Source organism: Rhizobium sp. BK312, from assembly GCF_014193605.1.
Taxonomy (GTDB): domain Bacteria; phylum Pseudomonadota; class Alphaproteobacteria; order Rhizobiales; family Rhizobiaceae; genus Rhizobium.
The window spans coordinates 226,812-242,854 of the sequence record NZ_JACHZP010000002.1 but is presented as its reverse complement, the minus strand read 5'-3'; the positions used below and the strand labels follow the sequence as shown (position 1 = coordinate 242,854).

At 58.1% G+C, this 16,043-nt stretch carries 17 protein-coding genes; 8 read left to right on the top strand and 9 right to left on the bottom strand.

What is annotated here, in order from left to right; all coding sequences use genetic code 11:
- Nucleotides 1–94 precede the first annotated feature (94 nt).
- The 4 genes from FHT85_RS05850 to FHT85_RS05835 form a co-directional block, all read right to left on the bottom strand.
- Nucleotides 95–886 (bottom strand): amino acid ABC transporter ATP-binding protein, encoded by a 792-nt coding sequence (locus FHT85_RS05850; protein ID WP_112335937.1) that lies wholly within the window; start codon nt 884–886, stop codon nt 95–97.
- Entirely contained in the window at nt 883–1,551 is a 669-nt protein-coding gene (locus FHT85_RS05845) for an amino acid ABC transporter permease (RefSeq protein WP_112335938.1), read from the bottom strand. Before FHT85_RS05845 ends, FHT85_RS05850 begins: the two co-directional genes overlap by 4 nt.
- Nucleotides 1,548–2,189 (bottom strand): amino acid ABC transporter permease, encoded by a 642-nt coding sequence (locus tag FHT85_RS05840; RefSeq protein WP_112398887.1) that lies wholly within the window; start codon nt 2,187–2,189, stop codon nt 1,548–1,550. The genes FHT85_RS05845 and FHT85_RS05840 overlap by 4 nt, the downstream gene beginning before the upstream one ends.
- 97 nt (nt 2,190–2,286) lie before the next feature.
- Nucleotides 2,287–3,114 carry a transporter substrate-binding domain-containing protein gene (locus FHT85_RS05835; RefSeq protein ID WP_112335940.1) on the bottom strand — a complete coding sequence of 276 codons (828 nt, stop codon included), beginning with the start codon at nt 3,112–3,114 and terminating at the stop codon, nt 2,287–2,289.
- A 230-nt stretch (nt 3,115–3,344) separates the two neighbouring features.
- Between FHT85_RS05835 and FHT85_RS05830 the strand changes: the two genes are divergently transcribed.
- From FHT85_RS05830 to FHT85_RS05815, 4 genes are all read left to right on the top strand, one after another.
- Complete coding sequence (locus FHT85_RS05830; protein ID WP_112410445.1) at nt 3,345–4,088, top strand: UTRA domain-containing protein; 744 nt, start codon at nt 3,345–3,347, stop codon at nt 4,086–4,088.
- Entirely contained in the window at nt 4,085–5,026 is a 942-nt protein-coding gene (locus FHT85_RS05825; RefSeq protein ID WP_112410295.1) for a LysR family transcriptional regulator, read from the top strand. The genes FHT85_RS05830 and FHT85_RS05825 overlap by 4 nt, the downstream gene beginning before the upstream one ends.
- A 110-nt stretch (nt 5,027–5,136) precedes the next feature.
- On the top strand, nt 5,137–6,477 hold the full coding sequence (locus FHT85_RS05820) for an LLM class flavin-dependent oxidoreductase (protein ID WP_183774015.1): 1,341 nt from the start codon (nt 5,137–5,139) through the stop codon (nt 6,475–6,477).
- An 11-nt stretch (nt 6,478–6,488) separates the two neighbouring features.
- On the top strand, nt 6,489–7,028 hold the full coding sequence (locus FHT85_RS05815; RefSeq protein WP_112410294.1) for a flavin reductase family protein: 540 nt from the start codon (nt 6,489–6,491) through the stop codon (nt 7,026–7,028).
- Here FHT85_RS05815 and FHT85_RS05810 read toward each other — a convergent pair.
- Nucleotides 7,005–8,168, bottom strand: a complete 1,164-nt coding sequence (locus FHT85_RS05810; protein ID WP_112410293.1) for an aminotransferase — start codon at nt 8,166–8,168, stop codon at nt 7,005–7,007. The two genes, FHT85_RS05815 and FHT85_RS05810, sit on opposite strands and share 24 nt — an antisense overlap.
- Nucleotides 8,169–8,264: 96 nt before the next feature.
- On the opposite strand from FHT85_RS05810, the gene speB reads away from it, so the two are divergent.
- Nucleotides 8,265–9,320, top strand: a complete 1,056-nt coding sequence (speB, locus tag FHT85_RS05805; protein WP_112410292.1) for an agmatinase — start codon at nt 8,265–8,267, stop codon at nt 9,318–9,320.
- 154 nt (nt 9,321–9,474) lie between these two features.
- Nucleotides 9,475–9,771 (top strand): hypothetical protein, encoded by a 297-nt coding sequence (locus FHT85_RS05800; protein ID WP_112410291.1) that lies wholly within the window; start codon nt 9,475–9,477, stop codon nt 9,769–9,771.
- A gap of 86 nt (nt 9,772–9,857) precedes the next feature.
- On the opposite strand, the gene FHT85_RS05795 is transcribed toward FHT85_RS05800, so the two are convergent.
- Nucleotides 9,858–10,232 carry a VOC family protein gene (locus FHT85_RS05795; protein ID WP_112410290.1) on the bottom strand — a complete coding sequence of 125 codons (375 nt, stop codon included), beginning with the start codon at nt 10,230–10,232 and terminating at the stop codon, nt 9,858–9,860.
- A gap of 108 nt (nt 10,233–10,340) precedes the next feature.
- Nucleotides 10,341–11,261 carry a LysR family transcriptional regulator gene (locus FHT85_RS05790; protein ID WP_112410289.1) on the bottom strand — a complete coding sequence of 307 codons (921 nt, stop codon included), beginning with the start codon at nt 11,259–11,261 and terminating at the stop codon, nt 10,341–10,343.
- A 154-nt stretch (nt 11,262–11,415) separates the two neighbouring features.
- Here FHT85_RS05790 and FHT85_RS05785 point away from each other — a divergent pair, with 154 nt between their 5' ends.
- Nucleotides 11,416–12,264 carry an alpha/beta fold hydrolase gene (locus FHT85_RS05785; RefSeq protein ID WP_112410288.1) on the top strand — a complete coding sequence of 283 codons (849 nt, stop codon included), beginning with the start codon at nt 11,416–11,418 and terminating at the stop codon, nt 12,262–12,264.
- A gap of 209 nt (nt 12,265–12,473) precedes the next feature.
- A complete protein-coding gene (locus FHT85_RS05780; RefSeq protein WP_112410287.1) occupies nt 12,474–13,583 on the top strand; it encodes an acyltransferase family protein in 1,110 nt (369 codons plus the stop codon).
- Nucleotides 13,584–13,937: 354 nt separating this feature from the next.
- Here FHT85_RS05780 and FHT85_RS05775 read toward each other — a convergent pair whose 3' ends face one another.
- Together FHT85_RS05775 and FHT85_RS05770 are read right to left on the bottom strand one after the other, a co-directional pair.
- Nucleotides 13,938–14,933 (bottom strand): aldo/keto reductase, encoded by a 996-nt coding sequence (locus tag FHT85_RS05775; RefSeq protein ID WP_112410444.1) that lies wholly within the window; start codon nt 14,931–14,933, stop codon nt 13,938–13,940.
- A gap of 208 nt (nt 14,934–15,141) precedes the next feature.
- Nucleotides 15,142–16,041: a carbohydrate ABC transporter permease gene (locus FHT85_RS05770; RefSeq protein ID WP_112410286.1), complete on the bottom strand. Its 900-nt coding sequence runs from the start codon at nt 16,039–16,041 to the stop codon at nt 15,142–15,144.
- Between the last annotated feature and the right edge of the window lie 2 nt (nt 16,042–16,043).

Below are 16,043 nucleotides of genomic sequence, written 5' to 3'. Positions count from 1 at the left end.
TACGCGGCGGGTTCACCGATGCCGAAGGGAAAACGCCGACGAGTGAGTGCCGTCATACGAGATGATTGCACTCACTCCGGTCACCACATCAGCATCAGAGCAACATCGATGCACCACGATCGAGATAGGTATCGAGGAATTGCTCGAGACGAGGATTTCTCGGCTTCTTGAACACTTCTTGGGGCGGCCCGCTAAACAGCACCTTGCCGTGATCGAGAAAGATGATCTGCTGGCCGACTGTCGCAGCGAAACCGATTTCATGCGAAACGACAACCATCGTCATGCCTTCGGCTGCCAGGTCGCGCATGACGTTCAAGACCTCGCCGGTCAGTTCCGGATCGAGCGATGATGTCGGCTCATCAAACAGCATGATCTTCGGCTTCAAAGCGAGGGCGCGGGCGATCGCCACGCGTTGCTGTTGTCCGCCGGAAAGTTGCGAGGGATAATGCCCGGCTCTCGCCTCAAGCCCGACCTTGACGAGTTGCACCATGGCCGCATCCTCGGCTTGCTTTCGGCTCATCTTGTGAACCGTCTTCAATGCCTCGCTGACATTGCCGAGCGCCGTCATATGCGGCCAAAGATTGAACTGCTGGAACACCATGCCAATCTGGGCGCGGATCGAGCGATTGGTGGCTGCCGAGATCCGTTCACGACGCCCTTGAGAATCCTCGGCAAAGCCAAGGACCTCGCCATTGATGGAGATCGTCCCCCGCGTTGCCTCTTCAAGAAAAGCCATGCATCGCAAGAGCGTGCTCTTGCCGGAACCGGATGGACCGATCAGGCAGGAGACCTGCCCCGGCTCGATGGCAAGATCGATGCCATGAAGGACCGTCGTCTCTCCGAAGGTCTTGACGAGATTCCTGACTTCTATAGCGGGGACGCTCATGCGTTGAAAAACCTGAATCTGGAAAGTTTCGTTTCTGCAAGGTTGCCAAGCCAGCCGGTGACTTCGACAAGCACCCAGTAGAAGAGCGCCAGGGCCGAAAGCGCCTCGACGAAGGCATATTGCTGCGATCCGATCGCACTGAGCGTCGCCGTCAATTCCGGCACGGTGATGATGGAGAGGACTGCCGTCTCCTTCATCAGAATGACGGTCATGTTCACGCAGGGCGGCAGCACCAGCATCGTCATCTCGGGTAAGAGAATGCGCCTGATGATCTGCCCCCGCGTCAAGCCGACGCATTCGCCAGCCTCGATATGGCCTTTCGGCACGGCCCGAAATCCGGAACGGAAGATTTCGCTGAAATAGGCTGCGCCATAGATCGAAATGCCGATCAGTCCGGCAGGCACTGGATCGAGCTCAAGGCCGACGAAAGGGCCGCCATAATAGACGAGGAAGATCTGGATAAGAAACGGCGTGCCGCGCAGCACCGCCACGATGGCACCCAGCGCCTTGTCGACCACCACGCCGCCATATTGCCGGGCAACCGCCATCAGGAAACCGATAATGGCCGCGGCAATGGTGCCTATAATCCAGATCATGATCGTTACGCCGGCGCCGCTGAGGATGGCGGGCCACTGCCCGATCAGGACGTTGATGTCGAAGGTCATCGCGGTACTCCGGGCAATCTGCTTTCGATCAAGCCGCCGGCAAGCGCCACCACCCAGTTGATCACGAGATAGATAAGGCCGGCTGAGGCGAAGATCTGCAGCGGCAGAAAGGTGCTGCCGGCAAGATCCTGGGCCATGCGGGTCAGTTCGACGATGCCGACGACAGAGACCAGCGACGATGCCTTCAGAATGAGGATCGCCTCGTTGACAAGAGCCGGAAAGGTTAGCCGCAGCGCGATCGGAACCTTGATGCGGCGAAAGATCTGGCGCGGCGTCAGGCCAACCATCTCCGCCGACTCCACAAGGCCCAACGGCACGCTGGCAAAGCCGCCGCGCAGATTCTCTGCCTGGTAGGCAGCCGTGCAGAGCGACAGGCCGATGACGGCGGCCACGATGCTCGGCACGTTGAGGCCGACGGCCGGGAGCAGATTGTAGATCAGCAGCAACTGCACCAGCAGCGGCACGCCGCGAAAAAAGCTGATGAAAAACTGGGCAGGTCGCACGAAAAGGCTACGCCCCGTCAGCAACATTCCCGAAATCAGGATCGCAATTGCAAAACCGATAAAGATCGACACAAAGCTGATCGTCACCGTGTAGATGGATGCCTGCACAAGCAATCCAAAGAGCTCGATGGACATTGTTGAGTGTTCGCCCGCGTGGTGACCAGGAAGCTGTGATCTCGCTCGTCAGCCGTGCCCGACAAGAAAGCGGGCACGGCCGATTTCCGAGGACTGATCAGAATGCCGGGTCCTTGACAGCGTCAGGCGTGTCAAAGCTTGCGCCGAACCATTTCTTCTGCAGCGTCGCCATGCGGCCGTCGGCCTTGATCTTCAACATGGCGGCATCGATGGCGTCCATCAGCGGCGCGTGATCGGCGTCCTTCAGGCCGATGAAGCCGAAATAGGACTTCTTGCCGAAGGGCGGCAGCACGACTTCGAACGTGCCTTCACGCTGTTTGGCGACGAACGCAATATTCGGCAGCGAATTGGCAACGCCGGCGATACGGCCGGCTGCCAGGTCGGCGTAGGATTCCGTAAAGGCCGGATATTCGCGGATATCGGCTTTCGTCGGCAGGGTGTCAGAAAATTCCTTGAGCTGGTCGAGCTGCGCCGTCGCCTTACCAACGCCGATCTTCTTGCCGGCGATGTCTTCCGGTTTGCTGATCGTCTTGTCACCCGCCTTCTTCAGGATCGCAATGGTCGCTTCGGCCAACGGCGGCGTGAAGCGATAGCGCTCCATGCGCTTCTTGGTGATGGTTGCCGGACCGGCAACGACGTCGAACTTGCCGGCTTCAAGCGCCGGGAAAACGCCATCCCATGGAAGCGTGACCCATTCGATCTTCACACCCAGTTCCTTGCCGATCTCGTCGAAGAGGTCGACGTTCAAGCCGACATGCTTGCCTGCATCGATGAAATCGAACGGGGCGAAGGCAGTCTCGGTGCCTACCTTGAGGGTGCCGGCGGCCTTGACCGCGGCAAGCGTGTCAGCCGCATGGGCCGAAATCGTTGCGCCAAACAAAAGTGCGGCGCCAACCAACCCCTTCAGAAGCGAATTCTTCGTCATGTCTTTCTCTCCAGTTTTGTGCCCTTCCTTCGGAAGGTTCAGGTTCCCCAAGCATTGTCCCGTCAGGCCGATTTCTATGACCTTTTTTGTCTATACAAATAGATACAGCCTCGCCTACACTGTCAAATACAAAACATAACGAACGCAAGAATTATGCCGCATGATGCCCGATGGATCTGGCAGAAGCGGTTTTCACGGACATTGAATTCATTGCCGGAGCAAGGCGAGCGTTGGTCCCAATTCATCAGAGAATTCTGAAGGATATCGAAAGCAGGATCGTGAGCGGCATCTGGCCGCCGGGGTACCGAATACCTGTCGAACACGAGCTGCTGAAAGAATATCAATGCTCTCGGATGACCGTGAACAAGGCGCTCTCGACCCTGGCTGAGCGTGGCATGATCATACGTCGTCGCAAGCTCGGCTCCTTTGTCGCTTCGCGGCAAATCGACCGCACGGTCATGGACATCCAGGACATTTCCACGGAAGCGGAGTTGGCGGGACATGAACATAGCCACACGATGCTGATGCGGAAGGTCGAAAGGCTCGATTCTGCTACCGCGGTGCGGCTCGGCGAAACCGTGGGGGCGGAAATCCTGCGGCTTCACTGCCTGCATGCGGTCGACGGCAAGGCGAATGCGCTTGAGCGGCGCATCATCATGCTGGACCTGGTGCCTTTAGCAAGAACCGAGAGTTTCGCTTCGGTACCACCAGGCAAATGGTTGCTGGACATGGTGCCCTGGTCGAAAGCCCGGCATGTCATTCGAGCCGTCTCGGCAGATGCCGCGACGGCGCGCCTGCTTGAAACCGAACGCGGCGAAGCCTGCCTGACGCTCATCCGTCAGACATGGCAGAGCAGCCGCACGGTCACCTATGTCGAGTTCATCCATCCCGGTGATCGTTTCCAGTTTGCCGGCGACTTTTACCCGAATGAGAGAGCCGTCACCGATCTACCGATACCGGGAGATGCTTCTTGAACGAGAACCGGATCAGCAAGGCAGTTCCGCTCAAAGGTCTGCAAGCCTTCGAAGCCGTCGGCCGTTGCGGCAGCGTGAGCGCCGCGGCCTTGGAGCTGAAGGTTTCGCCCGGGGCGATCAGTCAGCAGATTCGGAAGATCGAAAGCTTTCTCGGCGTCACCTTGCTTGAGCGCAATGGTCGAACGGTGGAGCTCACCCAATGGGGGCGGCTCTATCATCAGGAAATATCGAAGGGATTCGAACAATTCGCAGCCGCGGAGCAGATCCTGGAACGGGCTCGCAACGAGAATGCCCTGGTTCTCAGCGCGCTGTCTTCCGTCGTCAACAAATGGATCGGGCGCCGGATCTTCGACTGGCAGGCCCTTCATCCAAATGCGCATGTCAGGATCGTCGGTCGCGACAAGGAACCGCGCATGGGCTTCGACGACATCGATTTCCGCATCAGCTACGGATCGGACGTACTGCAGCATGAACATTATACCGAGCTGTTCCGCGATTGGGTGGTTCCCGCCTGCTCGCCAGCCCTGATCAAGGGCAAAGCGCCTTCTGCGACGCAACTTCTTCAATATCCGCTCCTGCATGTCGAATGGGAGCGGCATTTCACGCCCTATCCAAGCTGGCTTGAATTCGCCGCGAAGACGGGAGCGGCACTCGAGGAAACCGCCGCCGGCCTTTCCTTCACGCTCTCGAGCAGCGCAATTGATGCCGCCGTCAACAAGCGCGGCGTCGTTCTCGCGCAGATGTCGATGATCGCAGATGAGCTGGAGGCGCAGACGCTCATCATTCCCCTCGACATACGCATTCCCCTGCGCGAAAGCTACTTTCTCGCCTGGGACCGGGCCGCCTTGGAAAAACCGCACGGGCGCCAGTTTCGCGAGTGGCTCGTCGCCATTTCCCGCCAGCAGGGTCTGGTATCGGCGCCCGCACCAACATTTTAGAAAAACTAAAACGGAACTCAGCTGCACGATATTGATGAAATTTTGCGCCTGGCGATAATTTGCGCATTCGCCTTCAAAGGAATGCGAGACTGACATAAAGGGAGAATTCGATGGCACGGACCGACAAGATGAAACTCGGAACTTTCGTCTATACGTTCGGCTTTCATCCAGCCTCCTGGCTGCATCCGGCAAGCGATGTCAACGGCGCCAACGACTTCGCGCATCTGCTCGATGTCGCCAAACGATCCGAGGCGGCGAAATTCGATTTCATGTTCATGGCCGATTCTCCGGCAGCGGCCGTCGGCGATCCGAACGCACTCGCCCGCATTCCTACAAAGATGAATCGCTTCGAGCCCCTGTCGCTGCTCTCGGCACTCGCGGTCACGACCAACGATCTCGGTCTCGTGGCAACGGTCTCGACGAGCTACTATGAGCCCTACAATGTCGCCCGTCTGTTTGCCTCGATCGACCATCTGAGCAAGGGCCGCGCCTGCTGGAATGTCGTCACGTCAGACCATGACGAAACCGGCTATAACTTCAATCGCGAGGGGCTCGATCCGCACGCGCTACGCTATGAACGCGGCAACGAATTCGTCGACGTTGTCTTCGGCCTATGGGACAGCTTCGAGGAAGGCGCGCTCCTTCTCGATCGCGAAAACGGTGTTTACTACGACAAGGACAAGCACCACACGCTCAACCATAAGGGCAAGCACTTCCAGGTTCGCGGACCCCTCAACATCGCCCGAACGCCACAGGGCCGTCCCGTCATCGCCCAGGCCGGTGGTTCCGAACCCGGAATGGATATGGCGGCACGCACCGCCGAGATCGTCTTCAGCCTCGCATCGAACATCGAACGGAACCGGTCCTTCTACGACAATGTCAAAAGCCGGATGGCCGCCCATGGCCGCGATCGGGATGATCTGAAAATCATGCCGGGGATCGTTGTCAATGTCGGTGAAACCGAGGCCGAGGCAAAGGCGAAGGTGGACTATCTGATCGACAAGATGCATCCCGATGTCGGGCGGTTGATGCTCTCCGAATTCCTGGAGGCGGACCTGCGTGGCGTGGCTCTCGATGCGCCTTTCCCGATGGACCGGCTGCCGGCCGCTCCGAAAGGGTCGCGTGCCCTGTTCGACGAACTGGTCGATTTCGTCAAGAGCGGTCACACCGTCGGTGAGCTGATCCGGCATTATGCGGAGAAACACACCGGCAATGGCATAACGGGCACGCCGTCCCAGATCGCCGACTACATGGAAGAGTGGTTCGAGACGCGTGCCGCCGACGGCTTTATCCTGATGTTTCCGACCTTGCCATTCAGCCTCGACGACTTCGTGCGGCTCGTCCTGCCGGAGCTTCGCCGCCGCGGCCTGTTCCGCGAGGAATATGAAGGCAGGACCCTTCGCGAAAACCTCGGCATTTCAACGCCGGCAAACCGTTTTGCCAAGAGCTGAGGGCCTGTTCAATGGGTGACGAGGCTCTGATCAGCGACGCGGAATTCAGACTATCGATGCGTCATCTGGCCGGTGCGGTCAGCGTGATAACGGTGGGTGATGGCCAAGACCGCACCGGCTTCACCGCAACATCGGTTTCTTCATTTTCGGCCGATCGGCCTTCCGTCATCGTCAGCATCAACAGGATCTCTTCCTCCTGGCCGGCGCTGCAGCGGTATGGCTGTTTCTGCGTCAACGTGCTTGCGGCCGACCAACAGCACGTCGCGCAATCCTTTTCCGGCATTGGCGGACGCAAGGGCGCCGACCGCTACGAGGGTGCCGGGTGGTACCGCCTCAAGACAGGTGCCGCCGCACTTGAAAATGCCCTGACAGCCCTCGACTGCAAGCTCGAAACCGCATTCCATCACCATTCCCATGCCATTCTGATCGGGCATATCTGTGCGATGGAAATCCGGCAGGACATCGGACCGCTGCTCTACTGGCGAGGCGGCTATCATGACCTTCCGACCGCCGTTGATGAACGCTGCCTAGCGCAGCCGATCCGGCAATAGTCCGATCGAAGCGGCATCGGCATTGGCAAAGGCAAGTCTAAGGTAGCGCTCCTGCCCCTCCCCGAAATATGCCCCGGGTATGCAGACCACGCCGCGTTCCCTCGCAAGTTCTTCGGCAACCTCGGACGACGATCGCCCCTCGAAAGGATGGTGAACAAAGGCAAAATAGGCGCCTATCGCTGCAATCTCCCAGCCAGCCAGCTCGGAAAACGCTCCCCTCAAGGCATCGGCACGGCGAGCAATTTCCAGCCGGTTGCCGGCCCGCCAGTCGGCAAGGATAGGCAGAGCCGCCGCGACTGCGATCTGAGCCGAACGCGGGGCGCAGATCTGCATATTGTCCATGACCTTCGCGATCTCTGAAATGAGCTCGGGACCTGCCGTGACGGCACCGAGGCGATGACCGGGGATGCAGAAGGATTTCGAGAAACTGTAGAGAAGAACGAGCGTATCCTCCCAACCCGGCTCCGATAGCAGGGCATGCGGCCGGCCGTAATCTTCGGCCAGGAAATCGCGGTAGGTTTCGTCGACGACCAGCCAGGCGCCATATTTTCGGCAGAGCCTGAAAAGCGCGTGAAGCAGCTCGGGCGGATAGACTGCTCCGGTAGGATTGTTGGGCGTCACGACGGCAAGCATCTTCGCGCCGGCGGAAAGCGCGGCCTCTGCTGAACCGAGATCCGGAAGGAAGCCGGTTGCGGGATCGCAGTCGACCAGCCGCCGCCCGATACCCAGCATCGACAGCGTCGTATCGTGATTGAAATAGAAAGGATTGGTGAGCGCGACCGTATCGCCGGCGCCTGCAAGAGCAATCGCCGTGCACATGAACGCCTGATTGCAGCCGGCCGTGATATGGATATTGCCGGCAGATATGTCCGCGCCGTAAACTTTTGCGACATGTGCGGCATAGGCCTGCCGCAGCAAATGCTCGCCCTCGATCGGGCCGTATCCCGTCATCGCCTGTTGTGCAGCCGTCTCGCCAAGCAGACGCAGCATTTCAGGATGCGCAGGATAACCGGGCACGGCCTGCGACAGATCAATAAGTGGACCCCTCAATCCCTTGTATTCGCGGCCCCAGGCAACGACGGAAGGGATGGGTGGAGGGGAGAGGCGGGCAACAAGCGAATTGGATTTTGCAGCGGTCATATCGATTTCTCTTTGATACCGATTGCTACAACGATACCAATTGCTTTCTCAACCTCTTTGTTGAGTGATACGGATCTCAAGTGGAGACGCATGCGAATGGTGTGGGACAAGATGCGGCTCGAACAGCTGCGTGCGGAATTTGCAGACAGCAAAGGCGGCGAGATATTCGACGAGAAGTTTCGCAAAGTCGCAGAGAAGATCATCTCCAAGAGCGGCACAAGACTGGCACCATATGCCGGTGTGCCGACTTTCCTCAGCGCGCCCTACATGCAGGTCGCAGCCGACGAGCCTGATTTCGGCAATCTCCAGGTCGCGATCACGGGAATTCCGATGGATCTCGGCGTCACCAACCGCCCCGGCTCCCGCTTCGGACCACGCGCCCTTCGCGCCATCGAAAGGATAGGTCCTTATAACCACGTTCTGGGAACGGCGCCGGTCTTCGATCTTCGCGTCGCCGACATTGGCGACGTGCCGTTCCAGAGCCGCTATAGGCTGGAGCTCAGTCACGAGGACATCGAAAAGCGTATCGGCCAGATCGTCGATGCCGGCGTCGTGCCTCTCTCGGTCGGAGGTGACCACTCCATTACCCATCCCATTTTGAAGGCGGTCGGCCGGAAGGAGCCGGTGGGTCTCATTCATATCGATGCGCACTGCGACACCAGCGGCGCCTTCGATCAGACGAAGTTTCATCACGGCGGACCGTTTCGCAACGCCGTGCTGGATGGCGTGCTTGATCCGACAAGGACGATCCAGATCGGCATCCGCGGTTCGGCGGAATATCTATGGGAATTCTCCTATAAATCGGGAATGACCGTGATCCACGCAGAAGACATCAGCGCAATGGGGATGGAAGCGGTCATTGCCAAGGCCAAATCCATCGTCGGTGACGGCCCGACCTATCTATCCTTCGACATCGACAGCCTCGATCCGAGTTTTGCCCCCGGTACAGGCACGCCGGAAGTCGGCGGATTGACGACGCGCGAAGTTCTTGAACTGATACGCGGACTGAAAGGCATCAATCTCGTAGGCGGCGACGTCGTCGAAGTCGCTCCCCAATATGACGCAACGACCAACACCGCACATGCTGGAGCTCAAGTGCTCTTCGAGATACTGAGCCTCATGGTGTTCAGTCCGTCGATCGGCAACCGCTGAGCATTGCGTTCGGCGAAAGACAATTTCGCTGCATAGGCTGGGTTTTCATGGCGATACGGAACAAACAACAGTGTGTCGCCATCGATCCTCTTGGAACGCATGTTGAATTCTGTTGTCGCGACGTCTTTGAACCAGTCGACATTGGGGTGACGCAATGAGTGATACGTTGCTCTGCACCTCATGCGGACTAGACAAGACCGAATCGATCGTCCACGGAGGCTCATACATACTCCGATGCGCCGCCTGCGGCGAAGCAATCGTCGCAACGTCGTTCATGGCGATGCTCGATTCCGAAGACGACTGGGCCGCCTTTATCGATGCGGGTCCTGGAAATGTCCCTCAGCCGGAGGCGCTCGTCGCGCGTGGACCGCTTCGTGAGATATCGACGGCGATCAAGGTCTCGGCACGTCATGGAACTCAGATACGCCTGATCCCCGAAAGAAGGGATTGACCGCTATTGACCTGATGCTGCCGTGACGGAAATCCGCCCGAACTCGACATTACCATGGCTGCCCCAGGCGCCGCTTGACGCCCATTTCATTTCGTCGGGTGAGACCGCGCGGACAATTTATTTCCGTCAGGATCGCGAAGATATGCGACGAATGCTCCGTTCGGGCGCTCGGAGGGCGGACTTTCGATCGCCATGCCACCATGCGCGACACCGGCGGCATGCCACGCCAGAACATGGCCGGGGCTCGCGGCGGCTATACCGATAGTCCCGCCGTTAGCCGCGGTCGCAGGCTTGCCATCGATCGGTTTCGTGATCATCAGCCGACCACCCTCGTGGATATAGACCAGCCTGCCTCGCTCATCCATCTCGCCCGGATTACCACCCAATGCAGCGAATGTGGCGTCGTAGAAGCTTCTGGCTCGTTCCAAATCGTTGCTGCCGATCATGACGTGAGTGAACATGCTTCATCTCCGGTAAAATACCCAATGGCTCCCATTCAATGCTAGCCTAACCTTGCCGTAGGCCAGCCGCAAAGCTCTTGATGGAGAGCGATCTCCTACTCATTCTGCTCATCTCGGCGATGAAGTCGAGGCCTTATCCGCAAATCGGGGATGCGTTTGGATGTAGTGCCAGAGTCGGCTGGCGATGGGTCCGTGCGGGCGGTCGCGGCGGCGTGCCGCCACAAGGTCGATATCCATGCCCGGGAAATGCTGTCCCGTGATGGAGAGCAGACGTCCGTCACGCAACTCCTCCTCGATCATGAAGCGGGGCAGATGCCCCCAGGCCATGCCGCGAAGGACGATCTCCTTTTTCATCGCGTGATCGGCGACCGTGCATTGCGGTGCACCCTCGACCACGTAGAAACTGGGTTTTGCAATATCGCGCGCCGTGTCTCGGATGATGCATTGGGTCAACCCACGCATTTGTTCTGGAGTGATCGATCGCGAGGGTGCGAATGGCAGGAAGTCAGGAGCAACCACCGGCACGAAGGAGATCGCGCCGAGATCGATCCATTCGAGCCGCGGATCGGATTTATCGATCCAATGGAGGATCAGGTCGGCTTCGTCTTCTAAAAGCCGCTCGGATGGTCCGCCAATCGTCTCGAAATGCAGATCGAGCCGCGTGTTCGCACAGGCGGCGAAGAAGCCACCGAGCAATTGCAGGCCATCATGCAACGGGCAGGTGTCGCCAAGGATCACGCGCAGATACGTCTCCTCTCCCATTGTGAGCTGACGGGCATGCACCCGTAGCGCTTCCATTTCGCCGAGCAGGGCCTGCGCCTTGCGATGAAAGGAGCGACCAGCTTCGGTGAGATCTACGCGATAGCCGGTACGATCGAGGAGGGCGACGCCGAGATTGGCCTCGAGCTTGGCGATCGCTGCAAACACGGCCGTATGCGACCGGTTCAACACGGAGGCCGCCGCTTGAAAGCCGCCTTCGCGGACCACCGCATCGAAACATTGGATTTCCTGGAGCGTGAATGGCTGCATTGTAGATTCTATTTACAATGACTTTCCAATCTTTTCAATTTTTTTGGAAGGAAGAAAGAATTAGCGTCGGACTGTTCTCGACCCCGCCCCGCTTTCCGGAACCAGATTCTGCGGCAATGCGGCAGGTGCCAACAACAAGAGAAGGACCATATCGATGACGAATAATTCCGCAGAACTCGCCACGCTCAATCCCGAAGAGCCGGCCGCCCTGTCGTTCTTCACCACCGGCGATGGCGTCCGGATCGCCTACAGGATCGATGGGCGGGACGACCGCCCGGCACTAATCCTTGCTAATTCCATTGCGACCACCCTGCAGATGTGGGATCTCCAGATCCCTCAATTCGCCGAACACTTTCGGGTCATCCGCTATGATTACCGCGGTCATGGCGGCTCGGACGTGCCGGCTGGCGCCTATTCCGACGGAAGGCTCGGCCGCGACGTGCTGGAGCTGATGGACTGGCTCGGGATTGAGAGAGCGCATTTTCTTGGCCTGTCCCTCGGCGGCTGGGTAGGCCAATGGCTTGCCATCCACGCACCGGAACGGATCGACCGTCTGATCCTCAGCAATACCTCTTCCTACCTCGGCCCCGCCGAAACCTTCGACAGGTCGATAGCCGCAACGCTTGCTGCGCCGGACATGAGGGAAGCCGCGGAGACCTTCCTCGGCAACTGGTTTCCGAAAACGATGATCGCCGCGAACGGACCGGTTGTTCGCCAGTTTCGAGAGATGTTGCTGAACATATCACGCAAGGGACTCGCTGGTCTGTTTGCCGCCGTGCGCGATGCCGACATGCGCCGTACCAGCGCCCTCATCCAGAGCCCGACGCTCGTGATCGCCGGCGAGTTCGACACCGTGACGTCGCACGCCATGGGTGAAGCAATCGCCAATACGATCCCCGGAGCGAGGTTGAAAACCTTCCCGACCGTACACTTCTCCAATATCGAGTTTGCGCAAGCCTTCAGCGAAGAGGTTGTGGCGTTTCTCAACCAAAAATCCGCTTGAAATCCTGGTCGAGTCCGGACGAGCACCGCCTGCGAAACCTGGGCAGGCGGCGCTTGTCCAGGCCGAAAACTGCAGGCGAAGGGCAAGACGTCGCGGGTCGACGCTCGCTCGATAGTGGCCTTCTTGTTCCGACCTTCGGTTGAGTGTAAGGATGCTGAAGCTTAGGATTGTCTTTACCGCGGGGCTCGCTGAATGACTTGGACGTCGCTATGACGCAGGTGCCACATGTCACTTCCGCTGAGCGGATCGGCGTACTTGATGAGCTCAGGTTCCTGGCTGCACTTGCGGTGGCGCTCTTTCATTTCGGGTTCCGAGGCAAAACGCTTGGTTTTACCGAGATGAATCTTCCAGACTGGATATCAGTGTTGAAATACGGATATCTGGGCGTGCAGATGTTCTTCGTGATAAGCGGTTTCGTCATCGCCTACTCGGCGGAAGGGCGAACACCGGGGCAATTTGCTATCGCGCGCTTTGCGCGAATTTATCCGATGTTCGTATTATGCATGACATTGACGTTCCTGATCGTCGCCATTTATGGCGCGCCGCAGATCAACGCGACCGTTGCGCAATGGGCCGCTAATCTACTCCTCCAGCCCGGACTGCTAGGGCAAGAGATCATGGACGGCTCCTATTGGTCGATCTCTTACGAGGTCGTGTTTTACGGTTGGGTTTTCGTTCTGATAAAACTGGGCGGTTTCAAGCCGCGGCTGTATCCGGCCTTTGTTGTCGGCTGGCTGCTTGTTTCAACAGTAGATCGTGCTTTCTTTGCCAATCCTTTGATGCGCCATCTCGCGCTGACCGACGAAAGCGGCTTTTTCTGTATCGGCTTGGTTTTTTACGCCGCGTTTCGCGAAGGCTACACGCTTCGCAATTTCGTTTTGCTTGCCTTATCGGTTGCGGTTGCCCTGTACCAATCCTTGGAAATGACCCAATGGAATCGCGAGAATTACGGTGTGGACTATAGCGATCTGGTTGTTGTCTGTTCCTGCCTTGCCATTGTGGCAATTGTCGCCTTGGCAATAAAGCGACAGCGTTCGCTTTTGCCTGGAGGCATGATGCTCGCGCTTGGCGGCATCAGCTATCCCTTTTATCTACTGCATCAGCACATCGGTTACGTAATCTTCAATAAGGTCGGAGCGACGGCTTCGCCGGAAACCGTTGTGACGATGACCGTACTGCTTCTGATATGCATTTCATACCTGCTTTGGCGCTTCTTCGATGAGCCGTCCCGACGGCTGACCAGGTCAGTTTTGACGCGGCTATTTGAGAATGGGTTTTATCTACCTCGGCCTAAGAAAGGTATTTCCGGAGCGGAATGAAGATTCGCCGGGCGCCGAGACGGTCATGGCAGTCTCCCTCAAAGGGAACTTTCCGCGCTCGTCGGTTCCGCTGGGCGGCCCCGCAGAGCGCACAAAGCAATGACCATCGACCTTTCGGGAAGGCTTCAAAGCGATCGAACGACCTCCACAAGACACTTCATATCGGTGGGTTTCCCGAGATTGGGCACCTTGGCGAAAACATCATGCCGGACAAGAACCGCTTTCGCTGCGAGACCTGCGATATCGAGGATACGAACCGGCACGTCAACCGGCTCCGCCGCCGGATGGCGAAGGACGAGTTTTTGGGAATATGTGATAGCGACGATCCGTCTCTCGGCATATGTATGGACCGATCTACAGGCCGGCCAACGCTTGATCGATCGCCGCCATCACATCTGCTCGCAAGGGTCCCTTTGCCAGGGCACCGGCGTTTTCCTCGACTTGGGCAACTGTACGGAAGCCGGGAATTGGCAGCGTGCGGGGCGAACGCGCCCATAACCAGGCAAGCGCACCCTGCGTAAGCGTACGTCCATCCTCGGTCAGCAGATTACGGATCGCCTCCAGGCGAGCAGCAAATTCAGGCGCGATCCTGCCGTCTTTGAAGTAGACCATCCAGTCGAGGCTCGCACCGCGCACATCCTTCTCGCCGATAGCCTTGTCAGGCGTGAACTTGCCGCTAAGCAGCCCCATGGCAAGCGGACCGCGATTGATGGAAATCAAGCCGTTGCGCTCGATGACATCGATCGTCGCCGGAACCGGCTCGAAGACGTTCATCGTATGTTGAACCGAGACGAACCCTGCGCGATGCACATGACGTGCCGCACGATCCGGGTGGTCAGTGCTCCAGCCGAAGGCGTCAATCTTGCCTTCAGCCTTGAGCGTTTCGAGTGTCTCGAATACCTCGTCAGACGCTTCAAGCGGAAAATCGTTGAGATGGAACTGCAGCAGATCCAGACGATCGCGGCGCAGACGGCGCAAGGATGTCTCGGCGGACCGCCGGATAAAGGCGGGATCGGAGAAAGCGCCTGTCGCTTGCTTGGTCTTCTCGTCCGTCGCGAAGCCGAATTTGGTGGCGATGATGATATCGTCGCGATTGCCGAGCGCTCTGCCAACCACCTCTTCAGAATGCCCAGCCCCGTAATTCGAGGCAGTGTCGAAGAAGCGAATGCCGAGATCCACCGCCCGGTCGATAGCACGGATCGATTCATCGTCATCGACTTCGCCCCAGCCGAGAGGCACGTCGCCAGCGTAAAATGGTCCGCCGATTGCCCAGCATCCCATGCCAAGGCGTGGAATTTCCCGGTCATTCCAGAGCGTTATTTTGGTCACGCTATCGGCTTTGGTCAGCATGTCATCCTCCACGATCATCCACCGTTGCAGGCAGACATAGGCAGAGATGCCGGAGTGATAAACAGCCAAATCTGCAGGGTGTTTTTCATTCATGAAAAACAGTGGTTCAACCGTTCCGAGGGACGAGACGCAACCAAGACGGAGTTGAATGCCAGAAGGCCCCAAGGAAGCGGACCGCTGCATCAGCGATCCGCCGCCGCGGCATTCGTCACTCCTTCACGGCACCGGTCATCGACGAAACGTAGTAGTCGACGAAGAAAGAGTAGAGGATGACGACCGGCAGTGAACCGAATAATGCGCCGGCCATGAGCGACCCCCACTCGAAAACATCGCCGCGAACCAACTCCGTCAGAACACCGACCGGGATCGTTTTGTTTTCCGACGATTGAATGAAGGTGAGCGCATAGATGAATTCGTTCCAGGACAGCGTAAAGGCGAAGATGCCGGCCGAGATCAGTCCGGGCACCGCCAGGGGCAGAATAATTTTGACAAGGATCTGCCAGCGGCTGGCGCCATCGACCAGCGCGCTTTCTTCCAGCTCGAAGGGTATCGACCTGAAATAGCCCATCAATAGCCAAGTGCAGAATGGAATGAGGAAGGTTGGATAGGTGAAGATGAGAGCAAGTCTGGAATCGTAAATTCCCAGCTTGAAGACGATGAAAGCCAAGGGAATGAACAGGATCGAAGGCGGAACGAGGTAGGCCAGAAAAATCAGCAGCCCGATCGAACGAGAGCCGGTAAAGCGCACCCGCTCGATTGCGTAGGCGCCAAAAATCGACGCCAGCAGCGACAACACCGTCGATCCCACCGCCACCAATATCGTGTTCCAGAGCCAGCCTGGATAGGAGGTCTCGAAGAACAGGTATTTAATGTGATCGAGCGTCGGCTCCACGACCCAGAAGGGGCTGTAGTTATTGTAGTCGGTCAGCTGTGCGTTCGGCTTGATCGCCGTTATGGCCATCCAGTAGAAGGGAAACAGAAGAATGAAGACAAAGACCGCCATCGGCAGATAGAGCATGACGATACGGCGAGGCAGCCGGTTCAGATAGCCCATGCCTTGGATGTCGTCGGTAAGAATGGGATTGGCCGTTTCGGTTTTTATGGTCATGG